This is a genomic window from Streptomyces sp. NBC_01408, assembly GCF_026340255.1.
In the GTDB taxonomy this organism is placed as follows: domain Bacteria; phylum Actinomycetota; class Actinomycetes; order Streptomycetales; family Streptomycetaceae; genus Streptomyces.
In genome coordinates, this window is sequence record NZ_JAPEPJ010000002.1 from 1,260,641 (window position 1) to 1,284,629 (window position 23,989).

Below are 23,989 nucleotides of genomic sequence, written 5' to 3' on the forward strand. Positions count from 1 at the left end.
TCTACCTGCCGAGTTCGTTGTCAAGTGCTGCGAAGAGTTCGTCGTCGGTTGCCAGGCCGAGGTCGGCGCCGTCGGCACCGTCGGGGCCGCCGTCCACCGTCCGAAGCAGGCCGCGCAGTCGCGCGGCGTACGTTCCTGCCGGTCCGTCGCCGCCCGACGGGCCGGCGGCCGAGAGAGCGGCCTCAAGTGCGTCCAGGGCTGCCTGGACCGGGTCTGCCACTTCGCCGACCAGCTCGCCCCGCAGGTATTCGGCGACGGCTCGGGTGGTCGGGTGGTCGAAGACGAGCGTGCTGGGCAACCGCAGTTCGGTGGTGGTGTTCAGCCTGTTGCGCAGTTCGACGGCGGTGAGGGAGTCGAAGCCCAGGTCCAGCAGTCCGCGCTGGACGTCGATCGTCCGCGGGGCCGGGTGGGCCAGGACGATGCCGACCTGTTCCCTGACGAAGTCGAGCAGCAGCTGCTGCTGCTCTTCCACGTCCAGGCCAGTGAGCCGCTGCGCCAGCGGGATCTCCGCCGGAGCGGAGGTACGCCGGCCGGCTCGGCGCTCGGTGCGCACCAGGCCCCGGTACAGCTCGGGCAGTGCGTCCCCGAGGCTCCGCAGTACCGCGAGGTCGAGTGCCACCGGCGCGAGCACCGGCCGGGTCCCCGCCTCGCCGTCGGCTTGTGGCGCCCTGGCTCCGGCCAGGGCCGTGTCGAGGGCCGCAAGTGCCCGGTCGGTCGGCATCGGCAGGATCCCGTTGCGTGTGAGCCTGGCCCGGTCGGCACGGTCGAGGTCGCTCGCCATGCCGTCCTGCCACATACCCCAGGCGAGGGACACGGCGGGCAGGCCCTCGGCGCGCCGGTGTTCGGCGAGCGCGTCCAGGAAGGTGTTGCCGGCGGCGTAGTTGGCCTGTCCGGCGTTGCCCACCAGGCCGGCGACGGAAGAGAAGAGGACGAAGTCCGTCAGCTCCAGTCCGGCGGTCAGCTCGTGCAGGTTCCAGGCGGCTTCCACCTTCGGCCGCAGGACCCGGGAGAGGCTCTCCGGGCTCATGGCCTCCAGCGTGGCGTCCTCGACGACTCCGGCCGCGTGCACGACCGCGGTGAGCGGGTGCTCGTCCGGGATCGAGGCGAGCAGCCCGGCCAGCGCGTCGCGGTCTGCCGCGTCGCATGCCGCGACCCGTACGTCCGCGCCGAGCGCCGTCAGTTCGGCGACCAGGTCCTGCGCCCCGCCTCGCCGACTGGTGAGCAGCAGGCGGCGGGCGCCGCGGCCGGTCACCAGGTGCCGGGCGACCTGGGCTCCGAGTGCGCCCGTGCCACCGGTGATCAGCACCGTACGCTCCGGGTCGAACGCGTCGTCGACGTCCGGGGTCCGGACCGGGTACGGGACCTTGGCGAGCCGGGTCACGTAAGCCTGTCCCTCGCGCAGTTCGAGCTGCGGTCGGGGGTCGGCCAGGGCTGCGGCCAGCAGCTCGCGGCCGGCTGGCAGGCCGTCCGTGATCACGTGCTGGAAACGTCCCGGGTGTTCCGACGCGGCGGTCCGCATCAGCCCGGAGAGTGCGCTGTGCGCCAGTTCCCCGGTGCTGACCACGGCGAGCCGCGCTCCGGCCGGCGCGTCACCGGCGAGCCACTGCCGCAGTACCGCCAGCACCTCCTCCGTGACCCGGCCGGTCTCCTGCGCAGTGGCCGGGCGTACCGGAAGGACGACCACGTGGGGTGCGGCCGCGCCGTCCGCCGTCGAGGCGGCCAGGTCGGCGAGGTCGGCGTGGTGCTCGGCGACGAGTCCGAGGTCGGCCTCGCCGAGGACGACGACGGTCGTGTCGCCACCGGTGGGGAGTTCCGCACCGGCCCGCTCCACCGCGTACACGTGCTGGTCGGAGGGGCGGGTCGGCACGGTCCCCGCCGGCAGGGCCCGCAGGACGAGCGATGCGACGGTGGCGACCGGCGCGCCCGTCTCGTCGGCGATGCTGACCGCGACCGTTGCGTCCGGGCCGGCCGACAGCTTGACCCGCAGGGTGCCGGTCGGGGACCCGGTCAGCTGGACGCCGCCGAAGGAGAAGGGCAGCCGTAGTTCGGCCGACTCCTCCAGGAGCAGCGCGTGCAGCGCGGCGTCGAACAGTGCCGGGTGCAGGGCGAATCCATCAGGGTCGACGGACAGCCGTACCTCGGCGTAGAGGTCCTCGCCCGAGCGCCATGCCGCCTGGAGGCCCTGGAAGGCGGGGCCGTAGCCGTAGCCCTGGTCGGCGAGGCGGTCGTACAGATCCTCGACCGGCTGGGCTTCGGCGCCCGCCGGAGGCCAGGACGCGAGGTCGGGTTCGGGGCCGCCGGGAACGGCGTTCACCACGGTTCCGGTGGCGTGCCGGTCCCAGACGTCGCCTTCCTGGTCCCCGCGCGAGTGGACGGCGACGGGCCTGCGGCCGTCTCCGTCGGGGCCGCCGACGGTGATCTGGAGCTGGAGCGCACCCTGGTCGGGAAGGACCAGGGGTGCCTGGAGGGCGAGTTCCTCCAGCCGCTCGCAGCCGAGCGCGGCGCCCGCGTGGAGCACGAGCTCCACCAGGGCCGTGCCCGGGACCAGCAGGGTGCCGGCGACGGCATGGTCGGCGAACCAGGGGTGGCTGCGGGCCGAGATCCGGCCGGTGAACAGGACACCGTCGGAGTCGGCGAGCGGAACCGCGGCCCCGAGCAGCGGGTGCCGTGCGGAGTCGAGTCCGGCCGAGGTGACGTCGCCGCCGCCGGGCCCCTCCGTGAGCCAGTAGCGCCGGCGCTGGAAGGGGTAGGTCGGCAGGTCCGCGGCAGGTCCGGCGTTCTCGCCGAACAGCGCGGGCCAGTCCACCGGCACGCCCCGTACGTGGACGTGGGCCAGGGCGGTGACGGCGGTGTGCGGCTCGTGGCGCCCGCCGCGCAGCACCGGGACCAGGAGCGATCCCGCGTCGAGGAAGTCCTGCCCCATCGCGCTGAGCACGCCGTCCGGGCCGAGCTCCAGGAAGGTCCGTACGCCTTCGGCCTCCAGGGCGCGTGCCGCGTCCAGGAAACGCACGGGCCGGCGGACGTGCCGGACCCAGTACTCGGGCGTGGTCAGTTCCTCGGCGCCGACCGGCTGCCCGGTCAGGGTGGAGACGATCGGGATGGTGGGCGCGGCGAACGCGAGCCCCTTCGCGACCGTTTGGAATTCGTCCAGCATCGCGTCCATGTGCGGGGAGTGGAAGGCGTGGCTGACGCGCAGTCGCTTGGTCTTGCGTCCCTGGGCGGAGAGTTCGGCTCCGATGGCCTCGACGGCTTCCGCGTCGCCCGAGAGCACCACGGAGGTGGGGCCGTTGACGGCGGCGATGCCCAGCAGGTCCTCCCGTCCGGCGAGCAGCGGCAGCACCTCCTGCTCCTCGGCCTGCACGGCGAGCATCGCGCCGCCGCCGGGCAGTGCCTGCATCAGCCGGCCGCGGGCCGCGACGAGCTGCGCCGCGTCCGCCAGCGAGAGGACGCCGGCGACGTGCGCGGCGGCCAGCTCACCGATGGAGTGGCCCGCGAGGAAGTCCGGCCGTACGCCCCAGCCTTCGAGGAGCCGGAAGAGCGCGACCTCGGTTGCGAACAGGGCGGCCTGCGTGAAGCCGGTCTGGTCCAGCGGCGCCGGGTCCTCACCGAAGAGGACGTCGAGCAGCGGCGTTTCCAGCCATTGGTCGAGCTCTTCGCATACGGCGTCCAGGGCCTCGGCGTAGCCGGGGTAGGCGGTGTACAGCTCCCGGCCCATGCCGAGTCGCTGGCTGCCCTGACCGGTGAAGAGGAAGGCCGTACGGCCTTCCACGGGTGTACCCCGCACGGTCAGTGCCGCCAGTCCGTCGACCGCTTCGGTGGCGGTGGAGGCCACCACCACGGCGCGGTGCGGCAGTCCGGCCCGTCCGACGGCCAGGGTCCGGCCCGTCGATGCCAGATCCTGCTGCCCGGTGTCGGCGAGGGCCGCGCCCACCTGGTCGGCCTGCGCCAGCAGGGCCGCGTCGTTGTGCGCGGACAGCAGCAGCGGCACGACCGGCATCGGCTCGGCCGGCGGGACCGTCCCCTCGGCCGGCGGCTGCTCCACGATGACGTGGGCATTGGTACCACTGATGCCGAAGGAGGACACGCCTGCCCGGCGCGGCCGCTCGGACTCCGGCCACGGCACCGCCTCGGTGAGCAGTTCCACCTCACCGGCGGACCAGTCCACGTGCGGGCTGGGCTCGTCGATGTGGAGGCTCTTGGGGAGCACCCCGTGCTGCATCGCCATGACCATCTTGATGACGCCGGCCACACCGGCGGCGGCCTGGGAGTGTCCGATGTTGGACTTCAGGGAGCCCATCAGGAGGGGCGACGGGCGCTCCTGCCCGTAGGTGGCGAGTACGGCCTGGGCCTCGATCGGGTCGCCCAGCGTGGTGCCGGTGCCGTGGGCCTCCAGCGCGTCGACGTCCGCGGTGGTCAGGCCCGCGTTGGTCAGGGCTTGGCGGATCACCCGCTCCTGGGAGGGGCCGTTGGGGGCGGTGAGGCCGTTGCTCGCACCGTCCTGGTTGACGGCGGTTCCGCGGATCACGCCGAGGATCCGGCGGCCGTTGCGCTGGGCGTCGGAGAGCCGCTCCAGCAGGAGGATTCCTGCGCCTTCGGCCCAGGCCGCCCCGTCCGCCTGAGCGGAGAAGGACTTGCACCGGCCGTCCGGTGCCAGGCCGCGCTGCCGGCTGAACTCGACGAACAGGGTGGGCGCGGCCAGTACGGTCACACCGCCGGCCAGGGCCAGCCCGCATTCGCCGTTCCGCAGCGCCTGCGCGGCGAGGTGGATGGAGACGAGCGAGGAGGAGCAGGCGGTGTCGACGGTGATCGCCGGTCCCTGCAGGCCGAAGGTGTAGGCGACGCGGCCGGAGGCGACACTGACCGTGCTGCCGACCGACAGGTAGCCCTCCAGGCCCTCGGGGGTGTCCTTCAGGCGTGCCGCGTAGTCGTTGGCCATGACACCGGCGAACACACCGGTCTGGCTGCCCTTGAGAGAGGTCGGGTCCATGCCCGCCCGCTCGAAGGCCTCCCAGCAGATTTCCAGCAGCAGGCGCTGCTGCGGGTCGATGGCGATGGCCTCCCGGGCGCTCACCCCGAAGAGCTCGGGGTCGAACTGCGGAGCCTCGTAGAGGAATCCGCCGTGCCGGGTGTACGAGGTGCCCACGTGGTCGGGGTCCGTGTCGTACAGGCCGTCCAGGTCCCAGCCGCGGTCGTTCGGGAACGGGCCGATGGCGTCCCGCTCGTCGGACAGCAGCGCCCACAGCTCCTCCGGGGAGCTGACCTCGCCCGGGTAGCGGCAGGCCATCGCGACGATCGCGATCGGCTCGTCGGAGGCGCCGACGACCGGTTCGGCCACGGCCACCGCGGCGGCCGGGCCGAGCAGTTCGGTCCGCAGGAAGCCGGCCAGCTCGACCGTGTTCGGGTAGTCGAACACCAGCGTCGCGGGCAGCTTCAGACCTGCGGCCGCGTTCAGCCGGTTGCGCAGTTCCACTGCCTTGAGCGAGTCGAAGCCCAGCTCGTTGAAGGCCCGGTCGGGCGCTACCTGGTCGGCGTCGGTGTGCCCCAGTACGGAGGACACCACGCCGCGGACCAGTTCCAGCAGCGCGCGCTCCTGGTCCTGGAGGGCCAGGGGCGCCAGGCGTTCCTGGAGGGAGTTCCCGCCCGCCTGCTCGCCGACGGCGGCGCGCCGCGCCGGGCGCACCAGGCCGTGGAAGAGCGCGGGCAGGGTGCCGTCCTCGCTCTGTGCCCGCAGTCCGGTGTAGTCCAGCAGCGCCGGAACAAGCACCGGCCGACGGGTCGCGAGGGCCGCGTCGAACAGCCCCAGCCCTTGCTCGCTGCCGATGGGGGCGATGCCGCCCCGGGACATGCGGGCGAGGTCGGCGTCGGTCAGGTGACCGGTCATCCCGCTGCCCTCGGCCCACAGGCCCCAGGCCAGCGACGTACCGGGCAGGCCCAGGGCCCGGCGGTGGTGCGCGAGGGCGTCCAGATAGGTGTTGGCCGCAGCGTAGTTGGCCTGGCCCGCAGTGCCGACCGTACCGGCCAGCGAGGAGAACAGGACGAACGCGTCCAGTTCCAGGTCGGCCGTCAGCTCGTGCAGGTGCCGGGCGGCATCGACCTTGGGGCGCAGTACGGTGTCGAGCTGCTCGGCCGTGAGGGCGTGCAGCGTGCCGTCGTCGAGGACGCCGGCGGTGTGCAGGACCGCGGTGAGCGGGTGCTCCGAGGGGATCGCGTCTAGCATCGCGGCGACCGCCATGCGGTCGGCCGTGTCACAGGCGACCACGGACACATCGGCTCCGCGGGCCGTGAGTTCGGACTCCAGCTCCAGCATGCCCGCCGCGTCCCGGCCGCGGCGGCTCGCCAGCAGCAGGTGCCGTACGCCGTGTTCGGCGACGAGGTGGCGGGCGAACAGCTGGCCCAGGGTGCCGGTGGCGCCCGTGATGAGCACGGTGCCCTCGGGGTTCAGGGCGGGCACGGTGTCGCCCGTCGTGGGCGACTTGACCAGCCGCGGTACGAGCACTGCCCCGTCCCGCAGGCTCACCTGTGCTTCCGGTACGGCCAGCGCACGGCCGAGCTCGGCCTCGGCGACGTCCCAGTCCGTCAGGTCCAGCAGGCCGAACCGGTCGGGATTCTCGGCCATGGCGGTACGCACCAGCCCCCAGACCGGAGCCGAGCCGAGTCCGGCCTCCGTGCGGGCGGTGGTCGCGTCACGGGTCACGAAGACCAGGCGCGAGTCGGCGAACCGCTCCTCGGCGAGCCACTCCTGGGCCAGCCGCAGGGCCCGGTGTGCCACGGCGCCGGGGCCGTCCTCGCCGGGGAAGGGGACCACGACGAGCGGCGGGGTTCCGACCATGCCGGCGAGTTCCGAGTAACTGCCCAGAGGGGCGGGCAGCCCCCGCCAGCCGCTGCCGGACTCGTCGAGGACGGCCCATCCGGCGGCCGGGGCGCTTTCCGGGGCGGACGTCCACTCCACCTGGAGCAGCGGCTGGCGGAGGGTGCCCGAGCCGGCCAGCTGCGCGGGGTCCACGGCCCGCAGGCTGAGCGTCTTCACCGACGCGATCGGCGCACCGCTCGCGTCGGCGAGGGACAGGGCGGCACCCGAGCCTTCCGGAGTGATCCGTACGCGCAGCACGCTGGCGTTCACCGCGTGCAGCCGAACGCCGGTCCAGGCGAACGGCAGCGCCAGGCGGCCGTCCTCCGCGAGCGCCAGCGGGTGCAGGGCGGCGTCGAGGAGGGCCGGGTGGATCCCGAACTCGCCCAGGGGGACGTCCTTCGGGAGCGCGACCTCGGCGAACATCTCCTGGCCGGCGCGCCACAGCGCCCGCAGGCCCTGGAAGGTGGGTCCGTACTGGAAGCCCCGCTCGGCGAGCGTGTCGTACGCCGCTGTCAGGTCGACCGGCTCGGCGCCGGCCGGGGGCCAGGCGGTGTCGGCCGGTACGCCCGCACGTCCTTCCGCGTGACCCAGTACGCCGGTGGCGTGCAGGGTCCACGGGTGGATCGCGGCATCGTCGGACTCGGGCTCAGGGCGGGAGTGGACGGACAGCACGCGCCGGCCCTCCTCGTCCGGAGCGTCGACCACGACCTGGAGCTGTACTCCGCCACGGCCGGCCAGCACCAGCGGTGCCTGGAGGGTCAGCTCCTCAAGCTGTTCGAGGCCGGTGTGGTCACCCGCCCGGATGGCGAGGTCCACGAAGGCGGTACCGGGGAGCAGCACCGTGCCGGCCACGGCGTGGTCCGCCAGCCAGGGCTGCGTGTTCAGGGCGATCCTACTGCTCAGGACCAGTTTGTCCTCGCCGGCCATCCAGAGCGCGGCGCCGATGAGCGGGTGCCGCTCGGCGGCCATGCCGAGCCCGCCCGCGTCCCCGGCCGGCGCCGGGCCCTCCAGCCAGTGGCGCCGGCGCTGGAAGGGGTAGGTCGGCAGGTCGACGACCGCGCCGGGTCCGCCGACCACGGCAGCCCAGTCGAGCGGGGCGCCCGAGACGTGGGCCTGCGCCGCGGAGGCGAGGAAGTCGTCGAGTCCACCCTGGTCACGGTGGAGCGAGGGCACGGTGACGGCGCTGCCGTACGACGTGTCGTCGATCGTCTCCTGGAGCGCGATGGTCAGCACCGGGTGGGCGCTGGCCTCGATGAAGACGCGGTGGCCCTGGTCGAGCAGGGTCCGGGTGGCCTCCTCCAGCTGGACGGTCTGGCGGAGGTTGCGGAACCAGTACGAGCCGTCGAGCTCCGTGCCGTCCAGCGGCTGCCCGGTGACGGTGGAGAGGAAGGGCACCTTGACGGCGCGCGGGGTGAGCGAGGACAGGGCGTCGAGAAGCTCGTCCCGCAGGCTTTCGACGTGCGCGGAGTGGGAGGCGTAGTCGACCGGGATGCGCTTGGCGCGCATCTTGTTCTCCTTGCAATAGGCGACCATCTCCTCAAGAGCGGTCACCTCTCCGGCGACCACCACGGAACGCGGGCCGTTGTGTGCGGCGATGTCGATGGCGCCGTCCCAACGGGTGATGAGCTCGCGGACCTCGTCGGCCGGCAGGGCCACCGAGACCATCCCGCCCGTACCCGCCAGCTTCCCGATCGCCCGGCTGCGCAAGGCCACGACCTTCGCCGCGTCGTCCAGCGACAGCGCCCCCGACACCGCGGCCGCCGCGATCTCACCCTGCGAGTGACCGATCACCGCATCCGGCTCGATACCCACCGAACGCCACAACGCGGCCAGGGACACCATCACGGCCCACAGCGCCGGCTGCACCACGTCCACCCGGTCGAAACCGGGCGCACCCTCCGCACCGCGCAGGACGTCCAGCAGCGACCAGTCCGTGAACGGAGCCAGAGCCTGCTCACACTCCACCAGCCGGGCGGCGAACACCGGGGAGGAGTCGAGGAGTTCCAGAGCCATGCCCTGCCACTGCGAACCCTGACCCGGGAACACGAACACCGTCTTGCCCGGGCCCGTGACCGCGCCCTGCACCAGGTTCGCCGCGGACCCACCCGAGGCCAGCGCCTCAAGGCCCGCCAACAGCTCATCCCGGCCGGCGCCCGAAACCGTAGCCCGGAAGGGGAGGTGCGGGACCCGGGTCGCGAGAGCCGAAGCCACCCGCGCCGGGTCGACGTTCTCCGAGGCCAGCAGCTCGCGCACCTGGCCGGCACGCGCCGCCAGGGCCGCCTCGCTCTTCGCCGAGACCACCAGCGGAAGCCCCGCCACCACCGGCTCACCGGCCACGACTGGCTCCGGGCCCTGCTCCAGGACCACATGCGCGTTCGTACCACTGATACCGAACGAGGACACGGCCGCGCGACGCGGACGCGCCACCTCCGGCCACGCCCGACGCTCGGTGACCAGCTCCACCGCACCCGTCGACCAGTCGACGTGCGGCGTCGGCTCGTCCACGTGCAGCGTCGCCGGAAGCTCCCCGTTACGCATCGCCATCAGCATCTTGATGATGCCCGCGACACCCGCGGCAGCCTGCGTGTGACCGATGTTCGACTTGATCGATCCCAGACGCAGCGGCTCTTCGCGGTCCTGGCCGTAGGTGGCCAGCAGCGCGTTGGCCTCGATCGGGTCACCGAGCCGGGTACCGGTGCCGTGCGCCTCGACAGCGTCCACCTCGTGCGGAGCGAGGCGGGCGTTGGCGAGGGCCTGGCGCATGACGCGTTCCTGCGACGGCCCGTTGGGGGCGGTGAGGCCGTTGCTCGCACCGTCCTGGTTGACCGCGGAACCACGGATCACACCAAGGATGTTGTGCCCGAGCCGCTGAGCGTCCGACAGACGCTCCAGCACCAGCATGCCCGCGCCCTCGGCCCAACCCGTACCGTCCGCCGAAGCCGCGAACGACTTGCAGGTCCCGTCCGGCGACAGACCACGCTGACGCGAGAACTCGACAAAGGTCGTCGGCGTGGACATCACGGTGACACCGCCGGCGAGTGCCATCGAGCACTCGCCCTGGCGCAGCGCCTGAGCGGCCAGGTGCACCGATACCAGCGACGAGGAACACGCCGTGTCCAGCGTCACCGCCGGCCCCTCAAGGCCGAACGTGTAAGCCACCCGACCCGACAGGACACTCGCGATCGTGCCCGTCAGCAAATGCCCCTCGAAGCCCTCCGGAGCACTCCCCAGCCGCGACCCGTAGTCGTTGTACATCACGCCCGCGTAGACACCGGTCGAGGAACCGCGCAGCGAGGCGGGGTCGATTCCCGCACGCTCCAGCGCCTCCCACGCGACCTCCAGCAGCACACGCTGCTGCGGGTCGGTCGCGATCGCCTCACGCGGACTCAGACCGAAGAACTCGGCATCGAACTCCGCGGCCTCGTAGAGGAATCCGCCCTTGCGCGTGTACGACTTGCCGACCTTCTCGGGGTCCGGGTCGAAGAGGCCTTCCACGTCCCAGCCGCGGTCGGACGGGAACTCGTCGATCGCGTCCCGGCCCTCCGCCACGAGCCGCCACAGGTCCTCCGGCGAGGAGACCCCGCCCGGGTAGCGGCACCCCATACCGACCACGGCGATCGGCTCGTCCAGTCCCGGGGCGTGGGCGACCACCGGCGGGACGACGGCCATTGCGGTCGCGTCGAGCCGCTCCAGCAGGAAGTCCGCCACCGCCTGGGGCGACGGGTGGTCGAACACGAGGGTGGTGGGCAGTCGCAGACCGGTCACCGAGTTGAGCCGGTTGCGCAATTCGACACCCGTGAGGGAGTCGAAGCCGGTGTCGTTGAAGGCCTTGGCCGGGTCGATGTCTGCGTTGGCGCCGTGCCCGAGAACCAGCCCCACGGTCTCCCGTACGGTCTGGAGCACGGCCTGCGCCCGCTCCTGCGCGGCCAGCGCGGTCAGCCGCTGGACCCACGACGAGTCGGCGCCGCGGGCGGCGCCGGCCGCCTGCCGGCGGCGGACGCGGACCAGGCCGGTGAACAGCTCGGGGAGGGCGTTCTCCTCGGCCCGGGCGCGCAGGGCGTCCAGGTCGAGTTCGGCGGGGACCAGCAGCGGCTCCGCCGAGGCGAGCGCCGCGTCGAACAGATCGAGACCCAGTTCCGGGGTCAGAGGGACGATTCCGCTCCGCTTCCACCGCGCGACGTCGGCGTCGGCGAGGGTTGCGGCCATGCCGTCGGTGCTGTCCCACAGGCTCCACGCGAGGGAGGTGGCGGGCAGGTTCTGGGCGCGGCGGTGCTGCGCGAGGGCGTCGAGGAAGGTGTTCGCGGCCGCGTAGTTGGCCTGGCCGGCGTTGCCCATGAGACCCGCGATGGACGAGAACATGACGAACGAGGCGAGGCCGGGGGACTCGGTGAGGCGGTGGAGGTTCCAGGCCGCGTCCACCTTCGGACGCATCACCCGCTCCAGATGACCGGCCGACAGCGACGCGACCGTCGCATCGTCCAGGACACCCGCCGTATGCACCACGGCAGTCAGCGGACGCTCGACCGCGACCTCATCCAGCAGACCCGCCAGCGCGTCGAAGTCCGACACGTCACACGCCGCCACCCGAGCCCGCGCACCCAGCTCCTCCAGCTCCGCCACGAACTCGGCAGCACCCGGAGTCTCACCACCGCGACGCGACACCAACAGCAGGTGCCGCGCACCGTGATGCGTCACCAACCGACGCGCCACCAGACGGCCCAACGTACCCAGAGCACCGGTCACCAGGGCCGTACCCTCCGGGTCCAGACCCTCCACCACACCCGCCGCGACACCCCCGGCACGCGCCAGACGCGGCACGAACAACCCGCCGCCCCGCACCGCCACCTCAGGCTCACCGGAAGCCAACACGGCAGGCAGCAGCTCCAGACCGCCCTCGTCCACGTGGGCGAGGACCAGTCGGTCGGGCTGCTCGGTCTGCGCAGTACGGATCAGGCCCACGAGCGGGGCCGTGTGCAGCGCGCCGTCCGGCACGACGAGGACGAGGCGGCTCGCCGCGAACTGCGGGGCGGCCAGCCATTCCCGCACCGCCTCCAGCCCGCGCGCCGCCGTGGCATGGGTCTGGTCCAGTACATCACCGGTGGTGCCGACGACGAGCTCCTGCTCGCCGATCACCACGAACTCCGGTACGGCAGATCCCGCGTCGACCGCAGCGCTGAGCGCGGCGAGGTCGGCGTAGGGCGCCTCGCCCAGCCGGACCCACCGCTGGTCGGCGACCGGCTCGACCGCCGGGACGGCCTCCCAGGCCACCCGGTACAGGGACTCCATGGCCGGGCCGGCAACGGCGAGCTGATCGCGGGCGATCGGCCGCAGGGCGACCGACTCGATCGATGCCACCGGAGCGCCGGCGCCGTCGGCGAGAGCGAGACGGGCCGTGTCCTGGCCGGTACGGGTCCAGCGGACGCGCAGCACCGTGGCACCGACCGCGTGCAGCACGAAGCCCGAGAACGAGAACGGCAGGCGGATCGTGCTGTCGTCCTGCGCCGAGGCCGGGGCCTCCAGCACGAGCGGGTGCAGAACCGCGTCGAGGAGGGCGGGGTGCACACCGAAGCGCGCGGCTTCGGTGTGGAGCTGGTCGGGCAGGGCGACCTCGGCGAAGAGGTCGTCACCGGCGCGCCAGGCGGCGCGCAGACCGTGGAAGGCCGGCCCGTAGCCGTAGCCCAGGTCGTCGAGGCGGTCGTAGACCCCGTCCAGCGGGATGGGGGTGCCGTTGGCCGGGGGCCACTGGTCCAGGGAAACGCCCGGCGAGGGGACGGAGAACGTGAGCAGGCCGGCCGCGTGGGCGGTCCACTGCTCTTCGCCGGTCCGCGAGTACACGGTGAACTGACGATCGCCGCGCGCGTCGGCCCGGTCGACGGTCAGCCGCAGCTGGGCGCCCGTCTTCTCCGAGAGGGCCAGGGGTGCCTGGAGGGTGAGTTCCTCGACGGTGGCGTAACCCAGCTGCTCGGCCGCGGTGCCCGCGAGCTCCAGGAACACCGTCCCCGGAACCAGGACCGTCCCACCCATCGCGTGATCGGCCAGCCACGGATGCGAAGACAGCGACACCGAAGCCGAGAACTGCACCGCATCACCATCAGGCTCCGTGATCACCGCAGCCAACAACGGATGATCCACAGCCGTCAGACCCAGACCCGACGCATCACCGGAACGCGGCGCATCCAACCAGAAACGCTCACGCTGGAACGCATACGTCGGCAGCTCCACCACACCGGAACCCGGCAGGAACCCCTCCCAGTCCACACCCACACCATGTGCGTGCACAGCGCCCAAGGCGGCGAGGAGGGAACGCTTCTCGGAACGGTCCTTGCGCAGCACCGGAACCACGACGATGCCCTCGGTGTCGGCCAGGCACTCGCCCGTCGGACCCGCAAGCGTCCCGTCGGGCCCCAGCTCCACGAACGCCGTCACACCAAGACCGGCCAGCGTGGCGATGCCGTCGGCGAAACGGACCGCCGAACGCGCCTGAACAGCCCAGTACTCGGCAGTGAACTCCTCAACCACCTCACCGGTGACATTCGAAACGACCGGGATCCGGGGAGCCGAATAGGTCAGGGTCCGGGCGACCTCGGTGAGCTCCGCCAGCATTCCGTCCAGGTGCGCGGAGTGGAAAGCATGGCTCACCTTCAGCCGGCTCGCCTTCACACCCTCCCCGCGAGCCAGCTCCAGGACTTCGAGCACTGCCGTCTCGTCACCCGATATCACGGTGCTGGCAGGGCTGTTGAACCCGGCCACATCCACACCGGAACGGCCCTCGAGCCACCCGGCAACGCGCGCTTCACCCGCGTTCAGGGCAACCATCGCCCCACCCTCGGCAACACCCTCCATCAGACGCGCCCGCGCACACACCAAACGGGCAGCGTCCTCAAGAGACAGCACACCCGCCACATGGGCCGCCGCCAGCTCACCAACCGAATGACCCACCAGATAATCCGGGGTCACCCCGTAATGAGACAGCAGACGGAACAGGGCCACCTCGACCGCGAACAACGCCGGCTGAGTGAACCCCGTCCGCTGCAGCAGCTCCGGCTCACCCTCGATCACCGCGGCGAGCGAACGGTCCAAATGGACATCCAACGCACCGACGACCTCGTCGAACGCAGCCGCGAACACGGGCTCCGCCGTATACAGCTCACGGCCCATGCCCACGCGCTGACTGCCCTGCCCGGAGAACAGGAACGCAACCGAACCCGCCGAGACGGCCTCGCCCGGGGTCAGTGCCCGCAGAGCATCCAGGATTTCCTCTCGGGTCTCCCCCACGACCACCGCACGGTGATCGAAACGAGCACGCGAGACGGCCAGCGAACGGCCCACAGCCACGACATCCAGCTCCGGCCGCTCCTCCAGGAACGACACCAGCCGATCCGCCTGCTCCGACAGAGCAGCCCCCGACTTGCCCGACACCACCCACGGCACCGGACACGGCACCGAAAGCTCCTCCACCGGAGCTTCGACCTCCGTGACCTGCTCGATGATGAGGTGTGCGTTGGTACCGCTGATACCGAAGGACGAAATGCCCGCCCGGCGCGGACGGTCGAGCTCCGGCCACTCCTGGGCCTGCGTCAGCAGCTCCACCACGCCGGCCGACCAATCGACGTGTGAGGTCGGCTCGTCCACGTGCAGCGTCGCCGGCAGAACCCCGTTGCGCATGGCCATGACCATCTTGATCACGCCCGCGACACCCGCCGCGGCCTGCGTGTGACCGATGTTCGACTTCAGTGAGCCGAGTCGAAGCGGCTCTTCGCGGTCCTGGCCGTAGGTGGCCAGCAGCGCCTGCGCCTCGATCGGGTCGCCGAGCTTGGTGCCCGTGCCGTGCGCCTCCACCGCGTCCACCTCGGACGCCGACAGGCGGGCGTTGGCCAGCGCGGCGCGGATGACCCGCTCCTGCGAAGGCCCGTTCGGGGCCGTCAGACCGTTGCTCGCACCATCCTGGTTCACGGCGGAACCACGGATCACCGCGAGCACCTGGCGCCCGTTGCGCTCCGCGTCCGAAAGCCGCTCCAGCACCAGCAGACCCACACCCTCGGCCCAGCCCGTACCGTCCGCCGACGAGGAGAACGCCTTGCAACGCCCGTCCGGCGACAGCCCGCGCTGCCTGGAGAACTCCACGAACATGCCGGGCGTGGCCATGACGGACACACCGCCGGCGATGGCCACGGAGGACTCGCCCTGGCGCAGCGACTGGGCGGCGAGGTGGAGCGCGACAAGCGAGGACGAGCAGGCGGTGTCGACCGTCACCGCCGGGCCCTCCAGCCCGAAGGTGTAGGCCAGCCGGCCCGAGGCCACACTGGCGGTGTTGCCCGTCAGCAGGTAGCCGTCGTATCCGCCGGACGGCTCGTGCAGCCGCGGCCCGTACTCCTGTGCCGTCGCGCCCACATACACACCGGTGCGGGTGCCGCGCAGCACGGCGGGGTCGATGCCCGCCTGCTCGAAGGCCTCCCAGGCCGTCTCCAGCAGCAGCCGCTGCTGGGGCTCCATCGCCGCTGCCTCGCGGGGACTGATGCCGAAGAACTCGGCATCAAACCGGTCCGCATCGTGCAAGAAGCCACCTGTGGTGGCGTAGGTCTTGCCAGGGCTGTCCGGATCGGGGGCGATGAGCGAATCAAGGTCCCAGCCTCGGTTGGTCGGGAATCCGTCGACCGCATCGACTTCGCTGCTGACCAAACGCCACAGGTCCTCCGGAGAGGCGACCCCTCCCGGCAGCCGACATGCCATGCCCACGATCGCGATCGGCTCGTCAAGGGCCATGGCCTCGTACGCATCGTCATCCTGGCCCTGCCCCTGGTCCAGGCCGAGGAGCTGGCCACCGAGGTGTTCGGCGAGGATGGCCGGGGTCGGGTGGTTGAAAAGGAGGCCGGAGGGCAGTGAGAGCCCGGTGGCCCTGTTCAGCGCGTTCCGAAGCTCGACGGCCGAGAGTGAGTCGAAGCCCAGGTCCTTGAAGGTCGTGTCGATGTCCACGTCGCGCGCCGATCCGTGGCCGAGCACTGCTGCCACGTGCGCACGCACCAGCTCCAGCTCATCGCCTCGCGGCGCGGACCGCTTCGGACCGCTCCGCCTTGCCGCAACGGTCCGGACCCGGACCGGCCCGACCGCCGGACCATCCAGCCAGGAACGCTGACGCTGGAAGGCATACGTGGGCAGATCCACCAAACCCGAACCCGGCAGGAACCGCTCCCACTCCACCCCCACTCCGTTGACGTGCGCCTCTGCGACCGAGGCCAGGAAGCGATCCCGTCCGCCGTCGTCGCGCCGAAGCGATCCGACAGCAACAGTGCTGCCGACGCCGGCCTCGTCGGCCGTGTCACTGAGGGCCGGGGTGAGCACCGGGTGGGCACTGACCTCGATGAAGACGCGGTGCCCGTCGCCCAGCAGAGAACGGGTGGCTTCTTCCAACTGGACGGTCTGGCGGAGGTTGCGGAACCAGTACCCGCCGTCGAGCTCCTCACCGTTCAGCGGCTGCCCGGTGACAGTGGAGAAGAACCTGATGTCACCGGTACGCGGCGTGACGCCGGACAACAGCTCCCGAAGCTCATCCTCCAACAAGTCGACGTGAGCGGAGTGAGAGGCGTAGTCGACCGGAATCGTGCGGGCACGGTATCCCTTGACCTCACTTTGAGCGACGAGGTCGGCCAGGGCGTCCGGGTCGCCGGAGACGACCGTGCTCTCGGGGCCGTTGTGTGCGGCGATATCGATCGCACCGCCCCAATGGGCGATGAGCTCGCGAACCTCGTCGGCCGGCAGAGCTACCGACACCATCCCACCCGTGCCGGCCAGCTTCACGATCGCCCGGCTACGCAACGCGACGATCTTCGCCGCATCCTCGAGCGACAACGCACCAGCAACCACAGCCGCCGCGATCTCCCCCTGCGAGTGACCGACCACCGCATCCGGCTCGATGCCCGCCGAACGCCACAACGCCGCCAGGGACACCATCACCGCCCACAACGCGGGCTGCACCACATCCACCCGGTCAAAATCAGGCGCACCCTCCACACCGCGCAGCACATCCAGCAGCGACCAGTCCGTGAACGGCGCCAGAGCCTGCTCACACTCCACCAGCCGCCCTGCGAACACCGGGGAGGAATCGAAGAGCTCAAGCGCCATGCCCTGCCACTGCGAACCCTGACCAGGGAAGACGAACACCGTCTTACCCGCACCACCCGGCACCGCACGACCCGACACCACACCAGCCGCAGGCACACCCGCAGCCAACGCCCGAACACCCGCCAGAAGCTCGTCGCGAGTCTCCCCCACAACCACCGCACGGTGATCGAAACGAGCACGCGACACCGCAAGCGAACGACCCACCGCCGCGACATCCAGCCCCGGACGCCCCTCCAGGAGGGACACCAGCCGCCCCGCCTGACCAGCCACAGCCTCAGCCGACTTACCCGACAGCACCCACGGCACCACACCCGAGCCGGAGTCAGCGCCAGGCAACTCCTCCTCCGCCGCCAGCTCAGTGCGCCAGTCCGAAAGCACGACGTGGCAGTTCGTACCGCCCACACCGAACGAGCTGACACCTGCGTAGAGCGGCTCGTCCGGCCTCGGCCACGGCTCGAGGCTTCGCTGTACGGCGAGCTTCAACTCGTCGAACGGAATGTCTGGGTTGGGGGTTTCGAAGTTCAGGCTCGGCACGAGCTCGCGGTTACGGATGCAGAGCGCCGCTTTCAGCAAGCCGACGATGCCGGCGGCCCCCTCAAGGTGGCCGACGTTGGTCTTCACCGATCCGACCCGAAGCTCAGCTCCGTCCACGCGGCCGTCACCGAGCACCGCGCCCAGGGCCGACGCTTCGATCGGGTCGCCCAGCTTGGTACCCGTGCCGTGCAATTCGACGTACTGCACCTGCTCCGCGGACACCTTGGCACGCTCGTACGCCTGCCGCAGGACATCCTGCTGGCCGGCCGGACTCGGTACGGTAAGACCCTCGGTCGTCCCGTCGTTGTTCATCGCGCTGCCGTGCAGCACGCAGTAGACCGGGTCGCCGTCCGCTACGGCGGCATGCAGCGGCTTGAGCACCACGAACGCGCCGCCCTCACCGCGTACATATCCGTTCGCCCTCGCGTCGAAAGTGAAGCTGAGACCGTCTGGTGAAAGTGCGCCGAGCCGCTCCGCGCCGATGGTGCTGTCCGGCACCAGATTGAGGTTGACACCGCCGGCGATGGCCATGGCGGACTCGCCGCGGCGCAAGCTCTCGACTGCCAGGTGCACAGCAACCAGCGAGGAGGACTGGCCGGTGTCCACGGCTGCACTCGGTCCGTGCAGACCCAGGGTGTAGGAGATCCGGTTGGCAACGACGCCGCGGTTGAGACCGGTCAGGGTGTGGCGGGTGATGCCTTCGACCCCGTGCTGATGCGTGAGGGCAGCATAGTCGTCGGCGATGACGCCGACGAAGACACCGGTCCGGCTGTCGGCAAGATCGGACGGGAGGATCCTGGCGTCCTCCAATGCCTCCCAGGCGAGCTCAAGCATGAGCCGCTGCTGCGGGTCCATCGACGACGCCTCATGCGGACTGATGCCGAAGAAGCCTGCATCAAAGCCGCTGACGTCCTCGAGATAGCCCCCCGGCCGAGAGAGCAGTTCGGGGCGGCCTGCTGGGGGCGCGCCAATCGCACTGCGGCCGTCGCGCAGCAGCTGCCACAGCTGAGCGGGGTTCTCCGCATGCGGCAGTCGGCAGGAAATACCGACGATGGCGATCTCCTCGGTCGATGCCGACGTGTCCGCTTGGATTTCAGCCATGGTCGAGTCGCCCTACCTATTTGTTACGTACGATGCTTGAGCGGAGGCGCAGCACCCGCAGCCGCGCTGCGGGCGCTGCGCCAATGTGATTCTGTGGCGGCCGGTCAGCCGCAGAGTGACGAGCTGGCGGTCGACTCGTATTTCGAGACGAGCATCCGCTTGAGAACCTTTCCGCTGGACCCCATCGGGAGAGCGTCGGTGAACTCGACTCGACGAGGGTACTTATATGCGGCGAGGCGCTGTTTGCCCCATTCAATGATCTCTTCATCCGTTCCAGAGGTCACGCCCTCCGGGCGGGCAGGCACGACAATCGCCCAGACCTCCTCACCAAGCACAGGGTGCGGAACACCGATAACCGCCACCTGTGCCACGGCCGAATGCCCGAGGAGGATTTCCTCGATTTCGCGCGGATAGACGTTGTAGCCGCCACGCAGAATCAAGTCCTTCTTACGGCCCACGACCGAAAGGTAGCCGTCGCCATCCAGCCTGCCGAGATCGCCGGTAAGGAACCAGCCGTCGATCAGAACCTCAGCGGTGATATCCGGGCGACCGAGATATCCGGCCATGACGTTCGGACCGCGCACCACGATCTCGCCCACCTCACCCGCGGGCAGGAGATCTATCCTGTCGGCATTCGGCCGAGCTATACCGACAGTGATGCCAGTGATCGGAACACCGACTGTCCCGGATCGAAAAGTTAGGCCGGGATAGTGATAGGCAACGCTACAAGAGGTCTCGGTCATCCCGTAGCCCTCGTACACAGGACATCCGAACGCGCTTCGGACATCCTCGAGGGTCTTGACCGGCAGCGCCGATCCCCCGCTGTACATGCGGTCGAGCAGAGGAACCTGCTCTCCCTGGGCCACCGCATCGAGCAACTTGAAATACATTGTCGGCACGCCCATGAAAACCGTGCACCGGTGTTTCGTCATCAGCGCGAGGGCCTCCCGCCCGGAGAACCTCGGCATCATGACGATGGATATACCGGCGCGGAATCCGGTCAGCATGCCGCAAATCTGACCGAAGCCGTGGCTCAGCGGCAAGCACCCGAGCAATACGTCGTCACTCCGGAACGCATACGGAGTGGCGACCATCCTCTCGACGTTGTACAGAATATTCCGGTGGGTGAGCATCACCCCTTTCGGCTCACCCGTCGTACCGGACGTGTAGAACACGACCGCCACATCGTCGGGTTCCCGCACCGCGGAATCGTCGATCGGCGCTGTTTCCCGTGCCGCGTTCTCCAGGTCGACAGTGCCCGCGGGGCCCGGGCCGACAGTGAGGAGCACCGTGCCGAGCGGCTCCGCCGCCTCTCTCGCCCGGGCGAGCAAGGAGGCGGCGCACACCAGGAAATGGGCGTCGGCATCGGTCAGGACGTGATCGATCTCCGACGCGGTCGACATGACATTCAGCGGGATCGCGACGGCGCCGGCCGCCAGCACGCCGAAGTACACAGCGGGAAACTGCGGGGTGTCGACCAGGAGCATGGCGACCCGGTCTCCTGGCCGTACCCCGTTGGCTCGCAGCACGGAGGCGTAGCGACGTGCCTGTTCCCACAGCCACCCGTAGGTGAAATGCTCGGACTCGTAGACCACGGCAGAGTGGACGGGTCGCTGCGCCGCCGTGTCGGCCAGTACGCCGACAACTGACATGGTCATTGCGGCGGCAGTCCGTCTTTCGCGGCGGTGCGAGCGCCGCCACCGCGGAGCTCGGACGTGAACCAGTCTCGGGCACTCGCGGTCGGGATGTTCAATTCCTTCCAGATTCCATGAAGAGCGTGGGCGAAGTTCTCGACATCGTTCTGATCGTGCACGGCAGACGGAGCGATGCGCAGGATCTCCTCGCCCGCGGGCACACTGGGGGCATTGATGGACTGGACGTAGATCCCGTGCCGCTCGAACATCAGCCGGGACGCCCGCTTGCACATATCGTCATCGCCGACGAAGGCCGCAACGATATGGGAGTCCGTCGAAATGAACGGGATGTCGGCCGCGATCAGAAGGCTGTGCAGAAGCCGCGCATTCTCCGAGAGAAGCTTTCGCTCGACATCGGAGGACCGCAGGTACTGCACCGACGCCAGCGAACCGGCCGCGACCGCCGGCGGCAGCGAGGTGGTGAAGACGAACGAGCGCGAATAGGTCCGCACCGCGTCCACGAGGGCCGCCGGTCCCGCTATGTAGCCGCCGACCGTTCCGTAACCCTTTGCCAAGGTACCCATCACAACGGTGAACCGATCGGCTATGCCTTCCCGCGCGGCGATGCCGGCGCCCTGCGGGCCGTACATGCCGACCGCGTGGACCTCGTCGATGAAGGTCGTGGCACCGTACTTGTCCGCAATGTCGGCAATCTCGGCGAGCGGCGCAACGTTGCCCGACATGGAATAGACCGATTCCACGACGATAAGCTTCGGGCAGTCGGCGGGAGCGGCCGCGATCAATTCTTCCAGGTGGGCGACGTCGTTGTGCCTGAAGACGCGCTTCTGCGCACCGCTGTGCCGGAGACCGTCGATGATCGAGGCGTGGTTCTTCGCATCGGAAAATACGACGGTATCTTTCGGAAGCCCCGCCAGCACGGAGAGCGATCCCTCGTTGGCCGTGTACCCCGATGTGAAAAGGAGAGCGGATTCCTTGCCGTGCAGATCCGCCAGCTCATTTTCGAGAAGGACGTGATGATGGTTGGTTCCACCGATATTCCGGGAACCTCCGGAACCTACGCCATGGGTATCGATCGCGGCTTGCATGGCCGCGATGACCTGGCGATTCTGGCCCATTCCAAGATAGTCGTTGCTGCACCAGACGCTTACTTCCGAATCCACCCCATCGAGCCGCGCAGTGGCCATGGGGTAATTACCGGAGAGGCGACCGATCTCCAGGAAATCGCGCTTGCTTTCAGCAAGATCGTCAGCGGTATTCCCACTCAGGTATGATGCCAGGTGAACGTTCATTCACTCGCCTTCTCGACGTAGCGGTTGGATTGACCTGCGAACCGAAAGGTCTGCGCTAGGAAAATTGCGATTTCAGGAGTACCTTGTCGGGCTTGCCGTTGCTATTCATCGGCAGAGCGCTCAAGATATGCATCTTCTCGGGCACGTGAATCGGGGACAGCGCCTCGGCAATTCTCGCCCGGATATCTTCTACTTCGACCACCTCGGCCGGATCGCATTCGATTGCGGCGTGGATATGGTCGCTTCCGTCCTCGTCCCGCACCCCGTATACGGCGGCGTGCCGGACACCCGGGTGGGAAAGAATTTCCGCCTCGAGAACTATCGGATGAACCTTGACGCCACTGACCTTGATGACGTGGGCCACCCGACCCAAGAGAGTCAAATAGCCTCGCTCGTCGAGACAGCCGATATCTCCGGTGAAATACCAGCCGTCACGAAGCACTCGTGCAGTCAATTCCGGATCGCCGTTATAGCCGTCCATCATCTGAGGCGAGCGGACACGAACCTCGCCGATTTCCCCCGCCGCCAACTGCGCACCCGAATCCGAGCTGCAGACGACGACCTCCACCTCAGGGAAGGGCCGACCGACAGTGGCCGCGAGATCCGGGTCGCCGTGCTCCTGAGGTGTCAGGATCGTGATCCGACCGCTCTCACTCGTGGCATACCCCTGCGCCAGAACAGGGCCGAAAAGCCGAAACGCCTGTGCAATTCGAGCGGGTGCCGCGGGGCTGCCGCCGTAGACAATCCGCTTCAGCGAAGACAAGCCCGCAGCTTCCACAGCGTCACTGTCGCGGATTCCCCGCTCGCGCAGATGGTCGAGGAGTTGGAACACGTGATTTGTCGCCATGAACGTCCACGAGACCTCCTTCTCCGCGGAGACGGTGTGCACGAATTTTTCGACATCGAAGGTCTCATGGAGATAGAGCGCTCCGCCCAAGGCGAAGACTGCGTCTGCCATCGCGGCAACGCCATGACTCAGAGGGGTCGACACCAGGATCGACGCACAGTCGTATTCACGACCAACCTCCATCCATGCACGCATTGTGGCTTCCCATGCGCAGCCCGCCAACCGGATGCCTTTGGGCCGTCCCGTGCTGCCACTCGTGAAGCCGATGACGGCCAGCGCATCCGGCTCCCATGACACGGCGCCCGGGGTGTCGGCAACATCGACCCGGCCGACCTCGTTGGGTTCCCCATGCTGAAGTCGCGTTACCGGGATCCCACTACCATCAGCGAGCTCTATCGCGCGCTCCGAACTTTCGGCATCGGCATAGACAGTCACGGCTTCTGTCTCGCGCAAGATTTGGATCTGGTGATCCAGCGGAAGGACCGTTGCCTTGGTACCAGGATTAGTGGTTCGCAAATAGCACACGGCACCGCCGAGCAGATGTGTCGCGTACCGCACGGTGAGCATCTCAGGGCTGTTGGGTGCGACCAGAATCGCTACCACATCCCCCTTACCCACTCCGCAATTGCGCAGCGCAAGGAATGTTTCAGTCACGGACCGAATCAAGTCACCACCGGAGAAGGCTTCGCCACGCCAATGAACGACATCGCGATCCGGCGCGGCTGCGAGCAGTGACAGGATCTCCGAGACATAACTTTGACTTGCACTCCACCAATGCTGGGGCAGGCTCATGGCATCTTCCTTTTATTTCACCAACAGCGATGTCATCCGATTGGGCGATTCAATCCTCGTCATGCAATCGAAGTAACCGGTAGATCGTTCGACTAGCTATAACGGAGGGCCGGAAGGCACCCCGATCTGGGTAGCCGTTCGGCGCACGCGCCGCGGGAGACGCCGCCGGGGGCGGAAGAGGTGTCGCCGTTCGCGGGGGCGGGGGGACGCTCCGGAGCCCGTGCGGGCCAATCAGATCGTGCCGAGGATCGGCCTTGCGGCCGAGATCGCGAAGATCGAGGGGGCACCCGCGAAGCTGAAGTGTCTGGTCGAACGGGGCCGGCTGGACGAGGACTTGCCCTGAACCTCGCTCCATCGCGTGCACTCTGATCACGGGTGTCGGGCGGGTTCGGGGCGGTCTTTCGAGTGCGGGCAGCATGGTGTGCCGGGTGGCCGTCCGGTGCGGGTTCTCCGATGTCTTTCGGGTCGTGGGCGGGTAGGGCGGTCGCGCGGGTCAACTGAGCATGCGCTGCCCGGTCGCAGTCCACAGGTCGGTGAAATCGTTGGCCCAACACCGGCGTTCGGGCAGGCAGCGCTCCTGTCGGAGGCCGGGGGCCCACGGCGTTGACGCGGATCCCGATGCCGCCGAGCTCAAGGGCGGCGACCCGGGTCGGCATCGTGATACCCGCATCGCACACCTCAGGAACTGGCGGGCACTCGTCCGTCACCACGGCCGCCGCAACCACACAAGCACCACGGTCCAAGCCATCGCCGGGCTGCTTTCACGTCGGCAGACCGCCACCCGCAGGCCCGGTCAGCCACG

General features: G+C 69.6%; 5 protein-coding genes. 1 reads left to right on the forward strand and 4 read right to left on the reverse strand.

Features of this window, described 5'->3' with window-relative positions; all coding sequences use genetic code 11:
• Window position 1: 1 nt before the first annotated feature.
• The 4 genes from OG447_RS27815 to OG447_RS27830 all read right to left on the reverse strand — a co-directional run bounded on the left by OG447_RS27815 (window position 2) and on the right by OG447_RS27830 (window position 23,187).
• On the reverse strand, window positions 2-18,604 hold the full coding sequence (locus tag OG447_RS27815) for a type I polyketide synthase (protein WP_266940078.1): 18,603 nt from the start codon (window positions 18,602-18,604) through the stop codon (window positions 2-4).
• A 104-nt stretch (window positions 18,605-18,708) separates the two neighbouring features.
• Window positions 18,709-20,262: a long-chain fatty acid--CoA ligase gene (locus tag OG447_RS27820; RefSeq protein ID WP_266940079.1), complete on the reverse strand. Its 1,554-nt coding sequence runs from the start codon at window positions 20,260-20,262 to the stop codon at window positions 18,709-18,711.
• Window positions 20,259-21,548, reverse strand: a complete 1,290-nt coding sequence (gene hemA / locus OG447_RS27825) for a 5-aminolevulinate synthase (protein ID WP_266940081.1) — start codon at window positions 21,546-21,548, stop codon at window positions 20,259-20,261. Before hemA ends, OG447_RS27820 begins: the two co-directional genes overlap by 4 nt.
• 55 nt (window positions 21,549-21,603) lie before the next feature.
• Window positions 21,604-23,187: a class I adenylate-forming enzyme family protein gene (locus tag OG447_RS27830; RefSeq protein ID WP_266940083.1), complete on the reverse strand. Its 1,584-nt coding sequence runs from the start codon at window positions 23,185-23,187 to the stop codon at window positions 21,604-21,606.
• A gap of 220 nt (window positions 23,188-23,407) precedes the next feature.
• Between OG447_RS27830 and OG447_RS27835 the strand changes: the two genes are divergently transcribed.
• Window positions 23,408-23,530 (forward strand): hypothetical protein, encoded by a 123-nt coding sequence (locus OG447_RS27835; RefSeq protein ID WP_266940085.1) that lies wholly within the window; start codon window positions 23,408-23,410, stop codon window positions 23,528-23,530.
• Window positions 23,531-23,989: the final 459 nt, after the last annotated feature.

Excerpts from the sequence above, each read along its gene's own strand:
- OG447_RS27815 (WP_266940078.1), bottom strand. The coding sequence starts at position 18,604 with ATGGCTGAAATCCAAGCGGACACGTCGGCATCGACCGAGGAGATCGCC.
- hemA (WP_266940081.1), bottom strand. The coding sequence starts at position 21,548 with ATGAACGTTCACCTGGCATCATACCTGAGTGGGAATACCGCTGACGAT.
- OG447_RS27820 (WP_266940079.1), bottom strand. The coding sequence starts at position 20,262 with ATGACCATGTCAGTTGTCGGCGTACTGGCCGACACGGCGGCGCAGCGA.
- OG447_RS27830 (WP_266940083.1), bottom strand. The coding sequence starts at position 23,187 with ATGAGCCTGCCCCAGCATTGGTGGAGTGCAAGTCAAAGTTATGTCTCG.